The sequence below is a fragment of the Pelistega indica genome (genome assembly GCF_000506865.1).
In the GTDB taxonomy this organism is placed as follows: Bacteria; Pseudomonadota; Gammaproteobacteria; order Burkholderiales; family Burkholderiaceae_B; genus Taylorella; species Taylorella indica.
In genome coordinates this window covers 1-19,325 of the sequence record NZ_AYSV01000100.1, presented here as the reverse complement: position 1 = coordinate 19,325, position 19,325 = coordinate 1, and the positions used below count along the sequence as shown (strand labels likewise).

20 protein-coding genes and 2 pseudogenes are annotated in these 19,325 nt (G+C 39.1%); 16 read left to right on the top strand and 6 right to left on the bottom strand.

Features of this window, described 5'->3' with window-relative positions:
• Window positions 1-2 precede the first annotated feature (2 nt).
• The 5 genes from gatA to xerC are packed head-to-tail and all read left to right on the top strand — an operon-like array spanning window position 3 to window position 5,603.
• On the top strand, window positions 3-1,517 hold the full coding sequence (gatA, locus tag V757_RS24320) for an Asp-tRNA(Asn)/Glu-tRNA(Gln) amidotransferase subunit GatA (protein WP_023952112.1): 1,515 nt from the start codon (window positions 3-5) through the stop codon (window positions 1,515-1,517).
• Complete coding sequence (gene gatB, locus V757_RS24315) at window positions 1,517-2,971, top strand: Asp-tRNA(Asn)/Glu-tRNA(Gln) amidotransferase subunit GatB (RefSeq protein ID WP_023952110.1); 1,455 nt, start codon at window positions 1,517-1,519, stop codon at window positions 2,969-2,971. Before gatA ends, gatB begins: the two co-directional genes overlap by 1 nt.
• An 11-nt stretch (window positions 2,972-2,982) precedes the next feature.
• Window positions 2,983-3,873 (top strand): diaminopimelate epimerase, encoded by an 891-nt coding sequence (gene dapF, locus V757_RS24310; RefSeq protein ID WP_023952108.1) that lies wholly within the window; start codon window positions 2,983-2,985, stop codon window positions 3,871-3,873.
• Window positions 3,870-4,622: a DUF484 family protein gene (locus V757_RS24305; RefSeq protein WP_023952106.1), complete on the top strand. Its 753-nt coding sequence runs from the start codon at window positions 3,870-3,872 to the stop codon at window positions 4,620-4,622. Before dapF ends, V757_RS24305 begins: the two co-directional genes overlap by 4 nt.
• 24 nt (window positions 4,623-4,646) lie before the next feature.
• Entirely contained in the window at window positions 4,647-5,603 is a 957-nt protein-coding gene (gene xerC, locus V757_RS24300) for a tyrosine recombinase XerC (protein WP_023952104.1), read from the top strand.
• A gap of 140 nt (window positions 5,604-5,743) precedes the next feature.
• Here the strand turns inward: xerC and V757_RS24295 are convergent, their stop codons facing one another.
• The 4 genes from V757_RS24295 to V757_RS24280 are packed head-to-tail and all read right to left on the bottom strand — an operon-like array spanning window position 5,744 to window position 8,554.
• Window positions 5,744-6,787 carry a metal ABC transporter solute-binding protein, Zn/Mn family gene (locus V757_RS24295; protein ID WP_023952102.1) on the bottom strand — a complete coding sequence of 348 codons (1,044 nt, stop codon included), beginning with the start codon at window positions 6,785-6,787 and terminating at the stop codon, window positions 5,744-5,746.
• A 2-nt stretch (window positions 6,788-6,789) separates the two neighbouring features.
• Complete coding sequence (locus V757_RS24290) at window positions 6,790-7,644, bottom strand: metal ABC transporter permease (protein WP_023952100.1); 855 nt, start codon at window positions 7,642-7,644, stop codon at window positions 6,790-6,792.
• Between the two features lies 1 nt (window position 7,645).
• Complete coding sequence (locus V757_RS24285) at window positions 7,646-8,362, bottom strand: metal ABC transporter ATP-binding protein (protein ID WP_023952098.1); 717 nt, start codon at window positions 8,360-8,362, stop codon at window positions 7,646-7,648.
• On the bottom strand, window positions 8,363-8,554 hold the full coding sequence (locus tag V757_RS24280) for a hypothetical protein (protein ID WP_143000516.1): 192 nt from the start codon (window positions 8,552-8,554) through the stop codon (window positions 8,363-8,365).
• Window positions 8,555-8,634: 80 nt separating this feature from the next.
• Here V757_RS24280 and V757_RS24275 point away from each other — a divergent pair, with 80 nt between their 5' ends.
• The 9 genes and pseudogenes from V757_RS24275 (at window position 8,635) to V757_RS24240 (ending at window position 17,360) form a co-directional block, all read left to right on the top strand.
• Window positions 8,635-9,126 (top strand): Fur family transcriptional regulator, encoded by a 492-nt coding sequence (locus V757_RS24275; protein ID WP_023952094.1) that lies wholly within the window; start codon window positions 8,635-8,637, stop codon window positions 9,124-9,126.
• A 187-nt stretch (window positions 9,127-9,313) separates the two neighbouring features.
• On the top strand, window positions 9,314-10,414 hold the full coding sequence (locus tag V757_RS24270; RefSeq protein ID WP_023952092.1) for a CobW family GTP-binding protein: 1,101 nt from the start codon (window positions 9,314-9,316) through the stop codon (window positions 10,412-10,414).
• Between the two features lie 111 nt (window positions 10,415-10,525).
• On the top strand, window positions 10,526-10,912 hold the full coding sequence (dksA, locus tag V757_RS0114695) for an RNA polymerase-binding protein DksA (protein WP_245587035.1): 387 nt from the start codon (window positions 10,526-10,528) through the stop codon (window positions 10,910-10,912).
• Window positions 10,913-11,102: 190 nt separating this feature from the next.
• Window positions 11,103-11,636 (top strand): ATP-dependent protease subunit HslV, encoded by a 534-nt coding sequence (hslV, locus tag V757_RS24265; protein ID WP_023952090.1) that lies wholly within the window; start codon window positions 11,103-11,105, stop codon window positions 11,634-11,636.
• Window positions 11,637-11,652: 16 nt separating this feature from the next.
• Window positions 11,653-12,997: pseudogene (hslU, locus tag V757_RS24260) on the top strand (ATP-dependent protease ATPase subunit HslU).
• Window positions 12,998-13,213: 216 nt separating this feature from the next.
• Window positions 13,214-14,222: pseudogene (locus V757_RS24255) on the top strand (TRAP transporter substrate-binding protein).
• Between the two features lie 142 nt (window positions 14,223-14,364).
• Complete coding sequence (locus V757_RS24250; RefSeq protein WP_023952088.1) at window positions 14,365-15,360, top strand: TRAP transporter substrate-binding protein; 996 nt, start codon at window positions 14,365-14,367, stop codon at window positions 15,358-15,360.
• Between the two features lie 85 nt (window positions 15,361-15,445).
• Window positions 15,446-16,072, top strand: coding sequence for a TRAP transporter small permease (locus tag V757_RS24245; protein ID WP_023952086.1), 627 nt, complete (start codon window positions 15,446-15,448; stop codon window positions 16,070-16,072).
• Window positions 16,073-16,076: 4 nt separating this feature from the next.
• A complete protein-coding gene (locus V757_RS24240; RefSeq protein WP_023952084.1) occupies window positions 16,077-17,360 on the top strand; it encodes a TRAP transporter large permease in 1,284 nt (427 codons plus the stop codon).
• Window positions 17,361-17,496: 136 nt separating this feature from the next.
• On the opposite strand, the gene V757_RS24235 is transcribed toward V757_RS24240, so the two are convergent.
• Entirely contained in the window at window positions 17,497-17,790 is a 294-nt protein-coding gene (locus V757_RS24235) for a copper-binding protein (protein WP_023952082.1), read from the bottom strand.
• Between the two features lie 194 nt (window positions 17,791-17,984).
• On the opposite strand from V757_RS24235, the gene V757_RS24230 reads away from it, so the two are divergent.
• Window positions 17,985-18,434: a universal stress protein gene (locus V757_RS24230; RefSeq protein WP_023952077.1), complete on the top strand. Its 450-nt coding sequence runs from the start codon at window positions 17,985-17,987 to the stop codon at window positions 18,432-18,434.
• A gap of 130 nt (window positions 18,435-18,564) precedes the next feature.
• Window positions 18,565-19,041, top strand: coding sequence for a cob(I)yrinic acid a,c-diamide adenosyltransferase (locus V757_RS24225; protein ID WP_023952076.1), 477 nt, complete (start codon window positions 18,565-18,567; stop codon window positions 19,039-19,041).
• 69 nt (window positions 19,042-19,110) lie between these two features.
• Here V757_RS24225 and V757_RS24220 read toward each other — a convergent pair.
• Window positions 19,111-19,325 (bottom strand): transposase domain-containing protein (locus V757_RS24220; RefSeq protein WP_023952074.1); only part of this gene is annotated, 215 nt, incomplete at its 5' end.

Below are 19,325 nucleotides of genomic sequence, written 5' to 3'. Positions count from 1 at the left end.
TTATGACCTTATTTAACTCTATTCAAGAAGTTCGTGCTGCACTCGATAGCAAACAAATTAGTGCTGTTGAGCTCGCTCAAGATTCTTTAAACAAAGCAGAAAAGCTTTCTCACCTTAATGCTTTTTTACAGATTGATCCTGAACTAACCTTAGCCCAAGCAAAGCAAGCTGATGCTACTATTGCTAAGGGAGAACAAGGAATACTCACTGGTTTACCCATTGCACACAAAGATGTTTTTGTGACTAAAGGATGGAGAACGACAGCAGCAAGTAAGATGCTAGCAAATTATGTCAGCCCTTTTGATGCTACTGTTGTTGAAAAACTTGCCCAAGCAGGTTGCGTAAATATCGGCAAATTGAATTGTGATGAATTTGCAATGGGATCAGGCAACGAAAACTCTGCTTTTGGTGCTTGCCTTAACCCTTGGGATACAACTGCAGTACCGGGAGGATCATCTGGTGGCTCTGCCGCTGCTGTTGCCGCTGGTATTGTTCTAGGTACAACTGGTACAGATACAGGTGGCTCTGTACGCCAACCCTCAGCGCTTTGTGGTGTTTCTGGCATCAAACCAACTTATGGTACTGTTTCTCGTTTTGGTATGGTGGCTTTCGCTTCTAGTCTTGATCAAGCAGGTCCTATTGCACGCAACGCAAGAGATTTAATGGAGCTACTCAATATAATGAGTGGCTTTGATGACAAAGATTCAACTAGCGTAATGACCTGCGATGGCGTCAAAAACTGCCAACAACGCGTTAAAAATGCGTTTAATCACCAAGTTGCTTTATTTCAATCTAATGGTAGTCAACCATTAAAAGGCATCCGTATCGGTATTCCTGCAGAATATTTTGCTGAGGGTATTGCAACAGAGGTCAAAATAGCTGTAGAGCAAGCGATTGCTAAATTTGTTGAGCTAGGTGCAGAAAGAGTAGATATTTCACTTCCTCGTACTGCTTTAGCTATTCCTGCCTATTATGTTATTGCCCCAGCAGAAGCCTCAAGTAACTTATCGCGTTATGACGGTGTACGCTACGGTCATAGAGCACAAGACTATTCTGGTGTAGAACAAATGATTAGTCGCTCTCGTGCCGAAGGTTTTGGGCCAGAAGTACAACGCCGTATTTTAATCGGTACTTACGTTTTATCCCAAGGCTACTATGATGCCTATTATCTTCAAGCGCAACGTATTCGTCGTATGATTGCCAATGATTTCCAAGAAGCTTTAAACAACAAATGTGATGTTATCATGGGACCCGTCACACCAACTGTTGCTAAAAATATTGGCGACAACAAAGGTGATGTGACTGCCGACTGGTTAGCTGATATTTATACACTTGGCGTAAGCCTTGCTGGTCTTCCTGCAATGTCTATTCCTTGTGGATTTGGCGGCGAAAAACAAAATAGACCTATTGGTTTACAAATCATCGGTAATTATTTTAAAGAGGGTCAGCTTTTAGCTTTAAGTGATTGCTTCCAACAACATACTGATTGGCACCTACGCCAAGCGGAGGTGAAATAATGAGCTGGGAAATTGTTATTGGTTTAGAAACACACGTACAGCTTTCAACCAAATCTAAAATTTTCTCTGGTAGTAGCACAGCATTTGGTGCTGCGCCAAATACTCAAGCCAACCTTGTGGATATGGCATTACCTGGCAGTCTACCAGTAATGAACAAAGAAGCCGTTGCTAAAGCTATCGCCTTTGGTCTAGCTATTGGCGCCAAAGTTGCTCCTTTGTCTATTTTCGCACGTAAACACTATTTCTATCCTGACTCTCCCAAAAACTATCAGACTAGCCAATTTGAGCTACCTGTAGTACTTGGTGGTAAAGTAAGTTTTTTCGTCGGTGAAGAGGAAAAAACCTTAAATCTTACTCGTGCCCATCTTGAAGAGGATGCTGGTAAATCACTGCACGATGACTTCACTGGGCCACATGGTGAGTTATCAACAGGAATTGACCTGAATCGTGCTGGTACACCATTATTAGAAATCGTGACTGAACCAGAATTACGCTCTGCTGCTGAAGCTGTCGCCTATGCTCGAGCATTGCATGGCTTAGTTGTCTGGCTAGGCATTTGTGACGGTAATATGCAAGAAGGCTCTTTCCGTGTAGATGCAAACGTTTCCGTACGCCCCAAAGGAGCCAGTGAATTTGGAACGCGCACAGAAATTAAAAACGTTAACTCATTCCGTTTCTTGGAGAGAGCTATTTTATTTGAGGCTCGTCGCCAAATAGAACTGATTGAAGACGGTGGAAAAGTTGTTCAGGAAACTCGTCTATACGATGAAACAAAAGATGAAACTCGTAGTATGCGTAGCAAAGAAGACGCTCATGACTATCGTTACTTCCCTTGCCCTGATCTACCACCATTAATCATTTCACAAGAATGGATGGATAAAGTCAAAGCGGACATGCCTGAATTACCTGCGGCACGTCGTGCGCGTTATGAGCAAGATTTTAGTTTATCTGCTTATCATGCAGCACAATTAACGTTGAGTCGTCCTATTTCTGATTATTTTGAGCAAGTTGTTGATGCTTCTGGCAAAGAAAACGCCAAAATTGTAGCCAACTGGGTCATGGGCGATGTCATGGCAAGCTTAAATCGCGATGAAAAAGAATTTTCAGACTGTCCTGTTCAACCAGCTAATCTGGCTAAACTTATTCAGCGTATTAATGACAATACCATTTCCAATAAAATCGCTCGTGATGTATTCCAAGCAATGTGGGCTGGAGAGCATAACGCTGATGTAGATGCTATTATTGAGGCTAAAGGACTAAAACAAATTAGCGACACTGGGGCTATCAGTAAAATGATTGATGACGTATTGGCAGCTAACCCAGCTATTGTTGAAGAGTACCGTTCCGGCAAGGAAAAAGCCTTTAACTCTTTAGTTGGTCAAGTGATGAAAGCCGCTAAAGGCAAAGCTAACCCAGCCCAAGTCAATGAGTTACTCAAAAGCAAACTTGCTTAAGGATTAATGGCATGATTTGGAACTTTACAAAAATGCATGGCGTTGGTAATGATTTTGTGGTGCTTGATGGTGTACGTCAATCGATACAAATGACTCCTGAACGTGCAAGAGCCATCGCCCATCGACAATTTGGTATTGGCGCGGATCAGATCCTTTTAGTTGAAGAGCCTACTCATCCAGAAGCTGATTTTCGCTATCGTATTTTTAATGCAGATGGTAGCGAAGTGGAGCATTGCGGTAATGGGTCGCGTTGTTTTGTGCGTTTTGTACATGAGCAAAAATTATCTGGGCGTAATCCTCTAAAGGCTGAAATTGCGACAGGACTTATTATCCTTAAAGAACATGAGGATCACACGGTATCAGTAAAAATGGGGCAAACTCGTTTTACACCGGATGCCATTGCATTTGATACAACGGATTTAGCTAGTACTCAGCAAGGTGAAGATACCTTATGGGTATTACCTTTGCCTAACCATGATCAGGTAACATTATCTGTCGTTGGTATCTCTAATCCACATGTGGTTCAAGTAGTTGAAGATATCGCTACTGCACCCGTATTAGAACAAGGCCCATTAATTGAGTCTCATCCACGTTTTAAAAATCGAGTTAATGCGGGTTTTATGCAAATTGTAAATACCCATGAAATTAAGCTACGCGTTTATGAGCGTGGTGCCGGAGAAACATTGGCTTGTGGTACTGGTGCTTGTGCTGCCGCTGTCGCTGGTATTCGCCGTGGTCTTTTACAAAGCCCCGTAACCGTACACACTCAAGGTGGTGATTTAATCATTGATTATGACCATCAAGAAATTGAAATGACTGGACCAGCAACCACTGTTTATTCGGGCTCAATTGATATTGATAAACTAGTTGCCTCCATTCCAACACAGGTATTAAACCCATGACAAATGAACATCTATCTCCAGAGGTAATTGCAGAGTTTCTGCGTAATAACCCAAATTTTTTAACTGAACATGCTGATATTTTTTCTGAGATTCGTGTTCCTAACCCTGACGGACCTGGATCATTATCGTTACTGGAAAAACAAGTAAGCACCCTACGTGACCGCTTACACTCTACGCAAAATAATTTATATGAGTTAGGTGATATTGCTGTTGAAAATCAAGGAATTAATGACACTATCACAGATTGGTGTGCAACGCTATTAGCACAAAAAGAAGAGGAATTAATTCCAGCAGCTATTGTGACTGGTTTACAAGACGCTTTTCCTGAACTTGAAGTTGAATTATTACTTTGGGGGTTTGACCAACTAGAAGACTACCAGCTAGAAGAAAATGTTGAGGTTCAACAATATATCAAATCATTGGTTGCTCCTTATACAGGCTCAGATATCCACCCCGGCATCGCGGCTTGGTTAAGTAATCCCGCTGGTTCTATCGGTATTGCACCTTTGTATGTGAATGACATCGCCATTGGCGCCCTAGTATTTGCTAGTCAAGATGCGAAACATTTCTATCCTGACATGGGCGTATTCTTCCTTGAAAATCTTGGTTACCTAGCAAGTGCTGCCATTTCACGTCTTGCTCCTTCAATTATGGATGAAGAAGTTTCGATTACCACTCAAGAAGACGAGCAAGAACAAAATAGCCATAATGCTGAGGATGATGATTATCCTGAATTAGACCCAGCATAGAACATACATATACTTGAGGCAATGATGAATATTGAGGACAGCTCTACAGCTATCAATGAATGGCTTAACTATCTTTCAAAAGAAAGGCGCTATTCCTCTCATACACTTTCTGCTTATGAACGTGATATGGCTCAATTAGTAGAGCTGTACCCTCAGCATTCACTGCTACAAATTTCACCTACTCAAATTAGATCTGCTATTGCTAGATTACACTCTCAAGACTATAGTCCCCGATCATTAGCACGACTATTATCGACCTGGCGTAGTTTTTATAAATGGTATTGTTTGCAAGCACATCTTGCTATTAACCCAACCTTGGATATCAAAGCACCTAAAATTGCTCGCAGCCTACCAAAAGCACTGAGTACTGACCAAACCAAAACTTTGCTAGATACTGGTGAAGCCATCACAGGCAACGAAGTCATTGCAGCACGCGATCAAGCTATTTTTGAGTTGTTTTATTCGAGTGGCTTACGTCTATCTGAATTGATTAATATTGATATTCAATTTCATCAATCAGGTCATTATGAATCACAAGGCTGGCTAGATTTAAAAGAACGAGAAGTCACTGTTATTGGTAAAGGCAAAAAAACGCGTATTCTTCCTCTCGGTGAGAAAGCCGTCCAAGCCATTGAGTTCTGGCTTACCAAACGCCCCTTATTATTAAAGCCAAATACTTCTGAGAAAGATGCTTACGCCCTCTTCTTGGGCGAGCGAGGTGCACGAATTACGCCTCGAGTGATTCAACTACAACTCAAAAAACTAGGTATAAAAAGTAATATTCCTGCTAATATACATCCCCATGTCTTACGCCACAGCTTTGCCAGTCATTTATTACAATCCTCTCAAGACTTACGAGCTGTACAAGAATTATTGGGGCATGCAAATATTTCTACGACTCAAATTTACACTAAGCTAGACTTCCAGCATTTAGCTAAGGTGTATGATCAAACTCACCCTAGAGCCAAACTAAAAAAATAGGTCTTGGTAAAAAAAACAAAACCTATTTTTTAGCTTTGCCTACTAAAATATCCAAGCCATAAGTTAATTTTGACGCGCAGGTTTTCTAATGAATATAATTTATCGAATGCCTCTCTTACTTGAGAAAGCATGTTCTTATATTATTTCAAGCCCTCTAAAATCTTTTGTGCATTAGATTGCATCATGCCAAAATATGTACTACCTTCCCCACTTTTCGCTAAGGCGTCTGTGTATAAAGTGCCTCCAATTTTTGCACCTGTTTCACGTGAAATTTGCTCTAGCAATTTAGGATTTTTGACATTTTCCAAGAATACTGCGGGGATATTTTTCGCACGAATTTCTTTAATGACATTCGCTATATCTTTTGCTGATGGTTCCGACTCCGATGCAACACCTAAAGGAGTTAAGACTGTCAAACCATAAGCATCCGCAAAATAACCTAATGCTTCATGTGATGTCACTAAATAACGGTGATTAGCTGGTAAGGCTGCAAATGCTTTTTTTAATTCTTCATTCAAGGTTGTTAGTTTAGCTTTATACGCTTTGGCATTCTCTGCATAAAAAGTTGCATTTGCCTTATCTACTTCACTTAATGTTTTTTCAATATTATCTACATACACTACCGCATTTTCTAAACTTTGCCATGCGTGGGGATCAATATTTCCATGATGGTGATGGCCTTCATGTCCATGCTCATGGCCTTCATGTCCATGCTCATGTCCTTCATGCTCGTGATCATGATACTTATGATCATGTGTAGCATGCTCTTTGGCATGTTGATGATCATCATCGTGTTCATGTTCATGCTCTTCTTTTTTACTTTCCTCACCTATTATTTCTTCTTGGAGCTTACGAGCCTTGATACCATCTGATACAGCCACTAACTTACCAGAAAAATCAGCCGCCATCGCTAAATTATTAGCCCAAGAATCTAACTCTAAGCCATTTACAAAAAAAGCTTTAATATCACCATGAGAGGCAAAACGTTTAATATCCTCTGGACGCATTTCATATTGGTGCATATCTGCATCAGTACCGACAAGATTAATCACTTCAACCTTATCACCACCAACATTTTTAACCATGTCTTCAATAATAGAAAAACTCGTCGCTACTTTAATATTTTCTGCGTGAGCGAATGTACCCACACTTATACCTAATGCCAATGCCAAAAATAACTTCATCTTTATTTTCTCCTATTTAGCTTATGCTTTAATAACCCACCTTGTGGGCCAAAACTTAACGCCAGCAGATAAATAATGCCGGCAGTCAGAATAATACAAGCCGATGTTGGAAGGCTAATATGAAAGGAAATTACCATTCCAACATATACACTACAAATGCCTATCAACACTGAAGTAAAAATTTGTTGTTCTAAGGTTCTTCCAATAAACTTAGCCGCAATCGCAGGTAGAAGCATCATCCCCACTACCATTAACGTACCTAAGACCTGAAATCCCGACAATAAATTCATGACTAATAACAATAAAAACACAATATGCGTTTTGCCTTTTCCACCATCTACTTTAAAGAAGGTAGGATCCAAACAATCCATAATTAGTGGTCGATAAACTAATGCAAGCACAAGCAAAGATACGCTACTAATAATCATAATAAGTAATAAGGCTGTATCATCTAATGTCAGTACTGACCCAAACAGCACATGCAATAAATCCATATTGGTTCCACGAGCAGAGACAATGACTACCCCAAGTCCTAAAGAAATAAGGTACAAAGCCGCAAAGCTCGTATCTTCTTTAAGCATAGTTAACCTAGCAATAACGCCAGCAGCTATCGCCACAATAAGCCCAGTCACTAAACCACCTATAAACATTGCCATCATCGACATGCCAGCAAAAAGAAAGCCTAGTGCAACGCCAGGCAAAATAGCATGAGACATCGAATCCGCGACTAAACTCATTCTTCTAAGCACTAAAAAAACGCCTAATGAACTAGTAGATAAGGCGAGAAAGACACCACCAAACAACCCTCTCGCCATAAAACTAAAATCAACAAAAGGGGCTAAAAAAATTTCATACATCTTAGAACCCCTGTAATGCTAACCGTCGAGCTTTTTGCAAATTATCTTCAGTCAATATTGACTGTGTCTCCCCCCATGCAACCACTTCACGTGCTAATAGTAGGGTTTGAGGGAAAACTTGTCTTGCTAACTCAACATCATGTAGAACCACAATAACCGTTTTGCCTGTCGCATGCCAATCCAACATAATTTGCATCAACTCTGCACTAGTATGCTCATCTATCGCTGTAAATGGCTCATCTAAAATATAAACATCAGGGCGTCGAACAATCAACCGAGCAAATAAAGCACGCTGAAATTGTCCTCCCGACAAGGTGCCTATTAACTGATTAGCATTATGTTGAAGACCAACTGACGTTAATGCCTGATGAATATAGTCTCTTTCTTGGGAAGAATATGCTCTAAAGGCACCGACACGCTTCCATGCTCCCATAGCCACTAAGTCAAAAACAGTAATGGGAAATGCATGATCAATTTCATTTTTTTGGGGAAGTAATCCAATACCTGACGTTAAATCTGGCGCAATTTCTATACTGCCTGATGATGGCTGAATAACCCCTGTGATAGCTTTAATTAATGTTGACTTACCAGCTCCATTAGGGCCAAGTATTGCCGTCATCGAACCTTTTTCAAATTGTCCATTTATTTTTTTTAAAATTTCATTTTGAGAGTTGTCTCGTTGACCGACCGACAAATCAGACACCCTAATGGCAAACATTTAAATCCAACCTAAAACATTAGCCACCAATAGCCATAATAAAGCAATTAACAAGCTTAAAGGAAATACTCTAGAATAGGCTGACTGCAGCCATATAGTACTTGAACACTTGGATAAGTCAGTCGGACTCACTACCTCCGCTTGAGCATCCAAGGAATCGCCATAAGCACTCGTTTTCATTGTAAAATTCATAGATAATCATCAACTATTCGTTTTATTTTCATGCATTATAGCATAATGTTATAATATAACATTACATTTTAGGGTCGTAAATGCAAAGCTTATCACCACAATCAGTACAAAAAAGCCTGTCAGAAGCCGCAGCACTTTGTGACGCAAGGGGAAAACGCTTAACACCTATTAGAGCCCAAGTTCTTGCGCTAATGCTCCAAGATGGTCGTAGCCTAAAAGCTTACGAATTACTCAGCAAAATTCAGGCTATCATGCCTAACGCTAAGCCTGCTACGGTTTATCGTGCCTTAGATTTTTTAGCCGAAGAAGGGTTTATTCATAGGCTTGATGCTATTAATGGCTGGACTGCTTGTCAACATATTCATCAGGATCACGAAGGCCACGAACATCACCACGACTTGCTCGCCGTTTGTACCGAATGTGGTGCCGTAAAAGAAATCAGCGCCCCTGATATTAGTAAAAAGCTAAATGCTCTTTTAAATGATGTTGGCTTTAGCCCTAATACTCACGAAACAGAAATTCGAGCCACTTGTTCAAATTGTAAAAAAAATCATTTATCCAAAAATTTATAGACAAGTTTCCCTTATTGAGCACAGAAAATACATTTTTTGCACTTTCAGCCTTGTTATTTTTCATTTTGCCCATATTTAGGTGCGATATTTTGAAAACTATGCTAAAACCTATGATGTCATATACATGTAGTATTGACATGTTATGCTGTCTGGCTTGATAGCATTTTTACCTGCACTAGGAAATAAAATGAGCAATAAAATGGTTCCTGTCACTGTTTTGACTGGTTTTTTGGGTTCTGGAAAGACAACCCTTTTAAAACGTATTCTGACTGAATTTCATGGTCGTCGCATTGCTGTCATTGAAAACGAGTTTGGGCCCGAAAGTATTGATAACGAACTGTTGGTTCAAGACTCAGAAGAAGAAATCATTGAGTTAAACAATGGCTGCGTATGTTGTACCGTACGTGGAGATTTACAGCGTACATTACTAGACTTAAAAGAACGACGTGAAAAAGGCGAGCTTTCTTTTGAGCGCGTAATGATTGAAACAACTGGCGTAGCCAATCCTGGACCAGTTTGCCAAACATTTTTTATTGATGAAGAAGTCGCTAGCTACTATATGTTGGATGCGGTAATCACTGTTGTTGATGCCAAACATGGTATGGAAACACTTGATACCCAACCAGAAGCACAACAACAAGTAGGTTTTGCCGATCGTATTCTACTATCAAAACTTGACTTAGTCAGTGAGGAAGAACACAAAGCTCTTTATAAGCGCCTAGTCCATATGAATCCACGAGCCAAAATTACACCTGTTAATTTTGGAGAAGTAGATTTAAATAGCATTATTGATATTTCTGGCTTCAATCTCAATGCCGTCCTTGACATTGACCCAGAATTTCTCAAAGAAGATAATCACCACGACCATGAACATCACCACCACCATCATCATGACCATGAGTGTGACGAGCATTGCCATCATGACCACAAGCATGACCATGAGTGTGATGAACATTGTCACCACCATGACCATCACCATGCGCACCATGATGATGAAATTGGTGCTTTCTTATTTACCTCGGATAAACCATTTGACCCCATTAAACTAGATGATTTTTTAAGTGGTTTAGTCCAAGTGTATGGCCCTGATTTATACCGTTACAAAGGCATTCTTTATATAAAAGGTGCTCCAGTACGTTATTTACTGCAAGGGGTACACATGATTTTAGGCACCAACCCAGGTAAACCTTGGGGTAGCAATGAGAAAAAACATAACAAAATTGTGTTTATCGGCAGAAAATTACCACAAGAAATTTTCAAGCAAGGCTTGACTCAATGTCTCGCCTAAAATCACTTTTTTCTTTTTAATCTGTTTCAATATTTTAGGAGGCTAATAACATGGCCAAATCAGTAAAAAAGAACAACCACTACAGAAGAGCCATTATTAAGCGAAGAACAAATCTTAGCCATGCCTGAATCTGACTACATGAATGATGCTCAACTTGCCTTTTTCAAAAATCGCTTAAAAATGTTGGAGCATGATATTCTCAATAAGGCGGATAAAACCACAGAAAACCTTAGAGAGACTCAGTTTGTTCCTGATCCAGCCGATCGCGCTACTATTGAAGAAGAGCACGCTTTAGAGTTAAGAACGCGTGATCGTGAACGTAAACTACTGAAAAAAGTTCAGCATTCTTTGCAACTGATTGAATCGAAAGAATATGGCTGGTGTGAAGAAACAGGTGAGCCTATAGGCATAGGCCGTTTACTTGCTCGCCCAACAGCTACACTATCACTAGAAGCACAAGAGCGTCGCGAAAAACGTCAAAAGCTTTACGGTGATTAAACGCCTTTTTCATAAATTAGCAAACGTTTTATAAAACTGTTTGTAGTACACATAAGGTCATCCTCACGGTGGCCTTTTTTATTTCACCTTCTTTACGATTTTGACAGGTAGTCTTTCTTACCAGCACTTGAAAAATGATAACCATCCCCCACTTAGACAAAATCTTTTCCACTTTATTTAAGGAAAGCAAATGGAACAATTTCACGCAACTACCATTGTCTGCGTTCGTCGCGGTGATGAAGTCGCTATCGGGGGTGACGGACAAGTCACACTAGGCAATATCGTTATTAAAGGTACAGCTCGCAAGATTCGACGCCTATATCATGATAAGGTTCTCGCTGGTTTTGCTGGCGCTACAGCAGATGCCTTCACTTTACAAGAACGTTTTGAGGCAAAACTTGAAAAGCACCAAGGACATTTATTACGTGCAGCTGTTGAGTTAACTCGTGATTGGCGTACAGATAGAGTATTACGCCGTCTTGAAGCAATGCTCATCGTAGCGGATAAAGAGCACACACTTGTACTAACAGGTAATGGTGATGTACTAGAACCTGAGCATGGTATTGCCGCAATTGGCTCTGGTGGTGCCTATGCACAATCAGCAGCCCAAGCTCTTTTGCATAATACTAATCTTTCACCAGACGAAATCGTAAAAAAATCGTTAGAAATTGCTGGTGATCTATGTATCTATACAAACCAAAATCATATTATTGAAAAACTCTAATACAGAAGGAATAAAAATGAGTGACTTAAGCATTATGACACCAAAAGAAATCGTTTCTGAGTTAGATAAGCACATTGTTGGGCAACACAAAGCTAAAAAATCTGTCGACCGTTGCTCTCAGAAATCGCTGGCGTCGCCAACAAGTAGCAGAGCCTTTGCGCCATGAAATTCATCCTAAAAACATTTTAATGATTGGTCCGACTGGTGTGGGTAAAACAGAAATTGCACGCCGTTTAGCAAAATTAGCGAATGCCCCTTTTATTAAAGTAGAAGCAACCAAATTCACCGAAGTCGGTTATGTCGGTAGAGATGTTGATACCATTATTAGAGATTTGGTCGATATCTCTGTAAAACAGACTCGCGAATTAGAAATGCGTCGTGTACGTACTCAAGCAGAAGATGCTGCTGAAGATCGTATACTAGATATCCTAGTTACACCTGCTCGTGATGCTCATGGACAACCAATCCGTGAAGAAAATACAGCACGCCAAACTTTCCGCAAGAAACTACGTGAAGGTACCATTAATGACATGGAGATCGAAATTGAAGTAGCTCCTCCTACACCGCAAATGGAAATCGTTGGTATGGGTATTGCAGGCATGGAAGACTTAGGTGAGCAGCTACGTGGCATGTTCTCCAATATGGGTAAGGACAAAACTAAACCTAAGAAAATGACGATTGAAAATGCCTTTAAACTCTTAACAGAGGAAGAAGCAGCAAAACGTGTTAACGAAGAAGAAATTCGCAATACCGCTATTCGTAATGCAGAACAAAACGGCATCGTATTCCTAGATGAAGTCGACAAAATCGCTAACCGCTCTGACGGAGGCAGTGCCGATGTATCTCGCCAAGGCGTTCAACGCGACCTCTTGCCTTTAGTAGAAGGTACAACGGTTAATACTAAATACGGCATGATTAAAACTGACCATATTTTGTTTATTGCCTCTGGTGCTTTCCACTTATCGCGTCCTTCGGATCTGATTCCAGAATTACAAGGTCGTTTTCCTATTCGCGTTGAGCTTGATTCGTTAAGCTCTGAAGATTTTGTGCGTATTTTAAATGAAACAGATGCGTCACTCACCAAACAATATACCGCGCTTATGGAAACAGAAGGGGTTAAATTAGAGTTTACTGCTGAGGGGTTAAAACGTTTAGCTGACTTAGCCTTTGATGTAAATGAGAGAACAGAAAATATCGGAGCACGTCGTTTATATACAGTGATGGAAAAACTCCTTGAAGACTTATCATTCGATGCCACCTCTGTTCAAGATGGCACTACAGTTATTATTGACTCAGCCTACGTAGATAGTAAATTAGAAGAAGCAGCAAGTAGCCAAGACTTATCAAGATATGTTTTATAACGATTTGATAAATTTGCATTAACTTGAAAGCGAGTAAGTAACTATGATTAACTTACTCGCTTATTTTTTACTTAATTTAATAAAGCTAATTCATTGATTATTAGGGAATATCCTAGGCTTTTAATTTTTAAAAAACCTTCTTTTAAAAGTCCAAAACACAGCTTATTAGTTTTCTCATACACTCAATATTTATTAAAAAAACAAGGAGATAACTATATGCTTATATCTAAATTTATAAAAAACTTACTAGCAATTAGCGTGCTAGCTACAACGGCATTGACTCAAGTTCAAGCACAAACCACAGCACCTATCACTATTAAATTTTCACATGTAGTGGCTGATGATACCCCTAAAGGCAGAGGAGCCTTACTTTTTAAAAAATATGCAGAAGAAAAGTTTCCTGGACGGGTAGTTGTTGAAGTATATCCTAACTCATCTTTATATGGTGACGGTAAAGAGATGGAAGCACTGCTAACTGGTAATGTACAAATGCTAGCACCATCTTTAGCTAAATTTGATAAATACACACCAAAAATCCAATTATTCGATTTACCTTTTTTATTTGATGACCTTCATGCCGTTGAACGCTTTACAAAAAGTAATGCTGGCAAATCTCTACTAAATAGTATGGCTGATAAAGGTATTACTGGTTTGGCCTATTGGAATAATGACTTAAAACAGTTAACTGCTAACAAACCATTAGTATTACCAACAGATGCTCGTGGTCAAAAATTCCGTGTACAAAACTCTGAAGTACTAGATGCACAATTTAAGCAGTTATTGGCTATCCCTCGCAAAATGTCTTTTGCTGAAGTTTATCAAGCCTTACAAACAGGTACAGTAAACGGTACAGAAAATACCTATTCAAATATTTACTCGCAAAAAATGCATGAGGTACAAAAATACCTAACTGAAAGTAATCATGGCTTGATTGCTTACATGGTAATTGTCAATACAGATTTCTGGAATAAACTTCCCAAAGACATTCAAACAGGTCTAACGGAAGTATTAGATAAAGTAACGACTGAAGTAAATAAATTAGCTCTAGAAGATAATCTTCGTGATAAACAACGTATTCTTGATGCTAAAACTACTGAAATTATTGAGCTCACTAAAGATCAAAGAGATCAATGGAAAAAAGCGATGTCTCCTGTAATGGAAAAAATTTGAAAATCAAATTGGTAAAGATTTGATTGATGCGGCAATTCAGTCTAACCAAAACTAAACTATTATTCGCTTCTGCCCCATTCTCAATATAGGTAATTACCCTATATTGAGAGTAAGGACTCCCTATTAATCGGGTTTTTAGACTATTATAAATTTATTCTATTTTGTAAGTTTATTTTTCTTTTTTGGAGATTTATGCCATGAAAAGCACTATGTTAAAAATGCTTTCAGCTGCCGTTTTAGGTGCATTAGCCTCTAGCCAAGCACTAGCAGCAGACGCACCAATCGTTATCAAATTTTCTCACGTGGTTGCCGCTGAGACACCAAAAGGTCAAGGCGCTCAAATGTTTAAAGAAAAAGTAGAAGCGAAATTCCCTGGTCGCGTAACTGTTGAAGTGTATCCAAACTCATCTTTATACGGTGATGGCAAAGAGATGGAAGCGCTTTTAACTGGTAACGTGCAAATGTTAGCACCATCTTTAGCTAAATTTGATAAGTTCACACCCAAAGTCCAACTTTTCGATTTGCCTTTCTTATTTAACGATATTAATGCCGTTCAAAAATTCCAAGTTAGTGCAAAAGGTAAAGAGCTATTAAATAGCATGACTGACAAAGGTATTACTGGTTTAGCTTACTGGAACAATGACCTAAAACAATTGTCTGCTAACAAAGCATTACGTGTACCTGAGGATGCTCGTGGTCAAAAATTCCGTGTACAAAACTCTGAAGTGTTAGATGCTCAATTTAAACAAATCTTAGCTGTACCACGTAAAATGGCTTTTGCTGAGATGTACCAAGGTCTTCAAACTGGTGTTGTAAATGGTGCTGAGAACCCATACTCAAACATTTACTCTCAAAAAATTCACGAAGTACAAAAATACATTACCGAATCTAATCACGGTTTATTGTCTTACATGGTTATCGTAAATACGAAATTCTGGGAAGGTTTACCTGAAGACATTCGCAAAGGTCTACAAGAATCTTTAGATGAAGTAACTGTTGAAGTAAACAAAGTTTCTCATGAGTTGAACCTAAAAGACAAAGAGAAAATTGTTGCTGCAGGCACAACTGAAATTATTACCCTAACTGACGAAGAGCGTGCTAAATGGCGTGATGCTATGCGTCCAGTCTGGAAAAAATTTGAAAATCAAATCGGTGCTGATTTGATTTCTGCAGCCGAAGAAGCAAATAAATAATTATTCTATAATTAAATAAGATTAGGGGGTAATAGCATGCTTTATGCTGACTATTACCCTTTTTAACTTTTCAAAGGCATTACCCATGAAACTGCTGTCCAAATTCTGGGATAAGTTAGAAGAGATTCTTATCATTCTTTCCTTATCTCTTATGACACTTGTAACATTTATCTATGTTGTTCTCAACAATCTGTACCAGCCATTTCTGGATTTAGCAGATTATTTTGAATCTCTCAAATCCATTCTTGAACCCATTGGCATCTTTATCATGACGATGGCTATGGAGATGACATGGAGTGTTGCACTGACCAAATTATTTTTTGGTATGTTAATTTTCTTAGGTGCCTCTTATGGGGTGCGTACAGCGGGTCATATTGGGATTGATGTACTCGTTAAAAAATTCTCTAAAACAGGACAACGCAATATTAGCATTATTGCTTGTTTACTATGCCTGTTTTATGCTGCGCTCATTGCTTACGCCAGTCTTGAATGGATTCAGGCTATGTTTGTTGCTGACGTAGGCGCTGAAGATTTAAATACTTTTAATATCAAAGTATGGGAAATTGGTTTAATTATCCCTATCGGTTATACACTTATCTTTTTCCGTTTTATCGAAATTCTGATTCGTCTATTCCGTGGTCAACAAACAGATTTAGGATTAGCAGACGAAGCTAGTGACGCCCTCAAACTAAACGAAGAACATAAGGAATAACACAATGTCTATTATTTTATTATTTGGTGCCCTATTCCTCTTTATGCTTATAGGCGTGCCTATTGCCGTATCACTTGGTTTAGCAGGATCATTGGTTATTATCTTTTTCAGTAATGATTCTTTAAGTTCTGTTGCTGTTAAAATTTTTGAAACCTCTGAACATTATACCCTCTTAGCGATTCCATTTTTCCTACTCGCTGGTGCTTTTATGACCACTGGCGGTGTTGCCAAACGTCTTATTGACTTTGCTAATGCAACTGTTGGACATATTCGTGGAGGCTTAGCTATCGCTTCAGTATTGTCATGTATGCTTTTTGCTGCACTATCTGGTTCAAGTCCAGCAACTGTAGCAGCTGTTGGATCTATTGCTATTGCTGGTATGGTTCGTTCTGGCTATCCGATCGAATTTGGTACAGGTATTATTACCAATGCAGGTACATTAGGTATTCTAATTCCACCGTCAGTAGTAATGGTTGTTTATGCGGCAGCAACAGAACAGTCCGTAGGTCGCTTATTTATGGCTGGCGTTGTGCCTGGCGTTTTATTAGGCGTTATTCTTATGGTAGCGATTTATGTTGTTGCTCGTATGAAAAATTTACCTGCTTTACCACGCGCTACAGTTAAAGAGTGGTTTAAAGCTGCCCGTGAAGCACTATGGGGATTAATCCTAATGGTAATCATCCTCGGCGGTATTTATTCAGGAGCCTTTACAGCAACAGAAGCCGCCGCAGTAGCAGCTGCTTATTCATTTTTTGTCGCTGTATTCATTTATAAAGACATTTCCCTCAAAGAATGCCCTAAAGTATTACTAGAAGCTGGTAAATTAAGCGTTATGCTGATGTTTATTATTGCCAATGCTATGCTATTTGCTCATGTACTCACTACTGAACAAATTCCTCAGCAACTAACAGCGATTGTAGCGGAGATGAACTTAGCACCATGGCAATTCCTAATCATTGTTAACTTGGTGTTATTAGTGGCTGGTGCGTTTATGGAGCCATCTGCCATTATCTTAATTCTTGTACCTATTTTATTCCCTATCGCTATGCACTTAGGTATTGATCCTATCCATTTAGGTATCATTATGGTTGTAAATATGGAAATTGGCTTGATTACACCACCTGTAGGGTTGAATTTATTCGTTTCTTCAGCAATTACCAAACTTCCAGTCACCAAAGTTATTAAAGCCGCCACTCCTTGGCTAATGATTATGCTTGGTTTCCTTATCCTTATCACTTATGTCCCTGAAATCTCGCTTGGACTACCTGATATGTTAGGCCAAAAATAATCACTTTATTCAAGTATAAGTAACACAAAAAACCGAGACACTTTTAAAGTATCTCGGTTTTTTATACCTAAGCAGTCAAATCAACAATGTATAACCTTCTCTCTTAGCACCCACTGAAAAAAAGGTTAGACATATCTTATTTCACTTTAATCTCTTTGATAATATAATGATTATTCTCATGAATTGCTTTGAATTTCACTTGATCACCTGGTTTTACCGTTGACAATAGGCTTTTATCAATCTCATACACTAGTGTCATCGCAGGCAATTTAAAATCAGCAATTGCACCATGTTTGATAGCAATCTTACCTTTTGCCTCATCAATTCTACGAATTTCACCAGATGATGAAGCTTCCTCTTGGGCAAATACAGCCCCAGTCAACGACAGCCCTACCAAACCTGCCAATAAAGATTTACCAAGAACTTTCATTACAACTAACCTCACCTCTTTTCAACATTATCTTGTTACTAAGCATTTATTCATTATACCGTTAGCTAGCCATTATACTTTTTTTTCTAAGAACAATTATTTCTATTGCTTACAACCCTTTTTGAGGTGGTTCAAAATTGTAATTTGTTTTAGAATTAAAGCTATAGATAGATTTCTCAACTGGAGTGTACTTTATGTCTTTTACGTATCTTGTCCCCTACGATGCCTCAAATAATGCCAAACGTGCCTTAGAATGGGCAATCAACCATGGAAAGCTATCTGGAGCACATATCCGTGTAGTAAATATTCAACCAAGTTTTCGAACTATTCACTCTAAAGCGCTATTTAGTAAAAACGATATTGAAGAATATCAACAGCAGCTTTTTGGTGAATGCACAGAGGGCGTAAAAGCACTATTAGATGCTTCTGGCTTACAAACAAGTATGGAGATGGGTATTGGTGACCCGAAAGAAGTTATTGTAGATTTAGTTAAAAAAAGTAGAGAAACAGATGATCCTATTGATTTAATTGTCATGGGTTCCCGTGGTACTAATCCTATGTTCAGTGGTGTATTAGGCAGTGTTAGTTATGCCATTATCAACTCTGGCATATGTCCTGTAACGATTATTCCCCAAAGTAAATAATCACTTCTTATCCTTTTCTTTTTAATAATAGGATCAAGAAGAGTTACCTTTTTTGCTCTTCTTATTATATTTAAATCAGACCAAGTAGCATTTTTCTTGGTCTTTTTTATCCTATCATCAGATTTCTACTATGCAGACTAACCGTTTAGATCAAATTGTCACCAAATCTGGCGATCAAGGTACCACTTCTTTAGGTGATGGACAAAGAATCAAAAAAAATCATCACCGTATTGAATGTCTAGGTTGTCTCGATGAGCTTAATGCTACGATAGGATTGCTCATTAGTGCCTTTCTTAATGAAAAACACCCTTCTTCCATTCAGGCAGAATTACAATACGTCCAACATTGCTTATTCGATGCTGGTGCTGAAGTTTGTATTCCAGGCTATAACACCTTAACAATGCAACATATTCAACGTATAGAGGGTTTTATTAGTGTTTATTTAGAGAATTTACCCGCGCTCAAGGAATTTATCTTACCAGGTGGTTGCGCAGCAAGTGCTCAAGCCCATATATGTCGCACTGTTACGCGCCGTGCTGAACGACAGTTAGTCGCATTAAATGAACAAGAACCCATTAGTGATGTCAGCCTACAACTACTAAAGTAAGCGTCCGGTGAACTCCGATTGACTTCCGTTTTTAAACGTTCAATGCCCCGATTTTGTCGGGGCATTGTGTTAATTCTTGGTGTCGTTTGGCGCTTGCCAACGATGAGGCAGAAGCTCAGTAATGTCCTTCGCTTTCTGTGTCGGCAATCGTTCCAACACATCCTTAAGGTAAGCATAAGGGTCATGGCCATTGAGCTTAGCCGATTGAATTAACGACATCACCGCAGCCGCACGTCGACCCGCTTTCTCTGAACCTACAAAGAGCCAATTCTTGCGCTGACCAA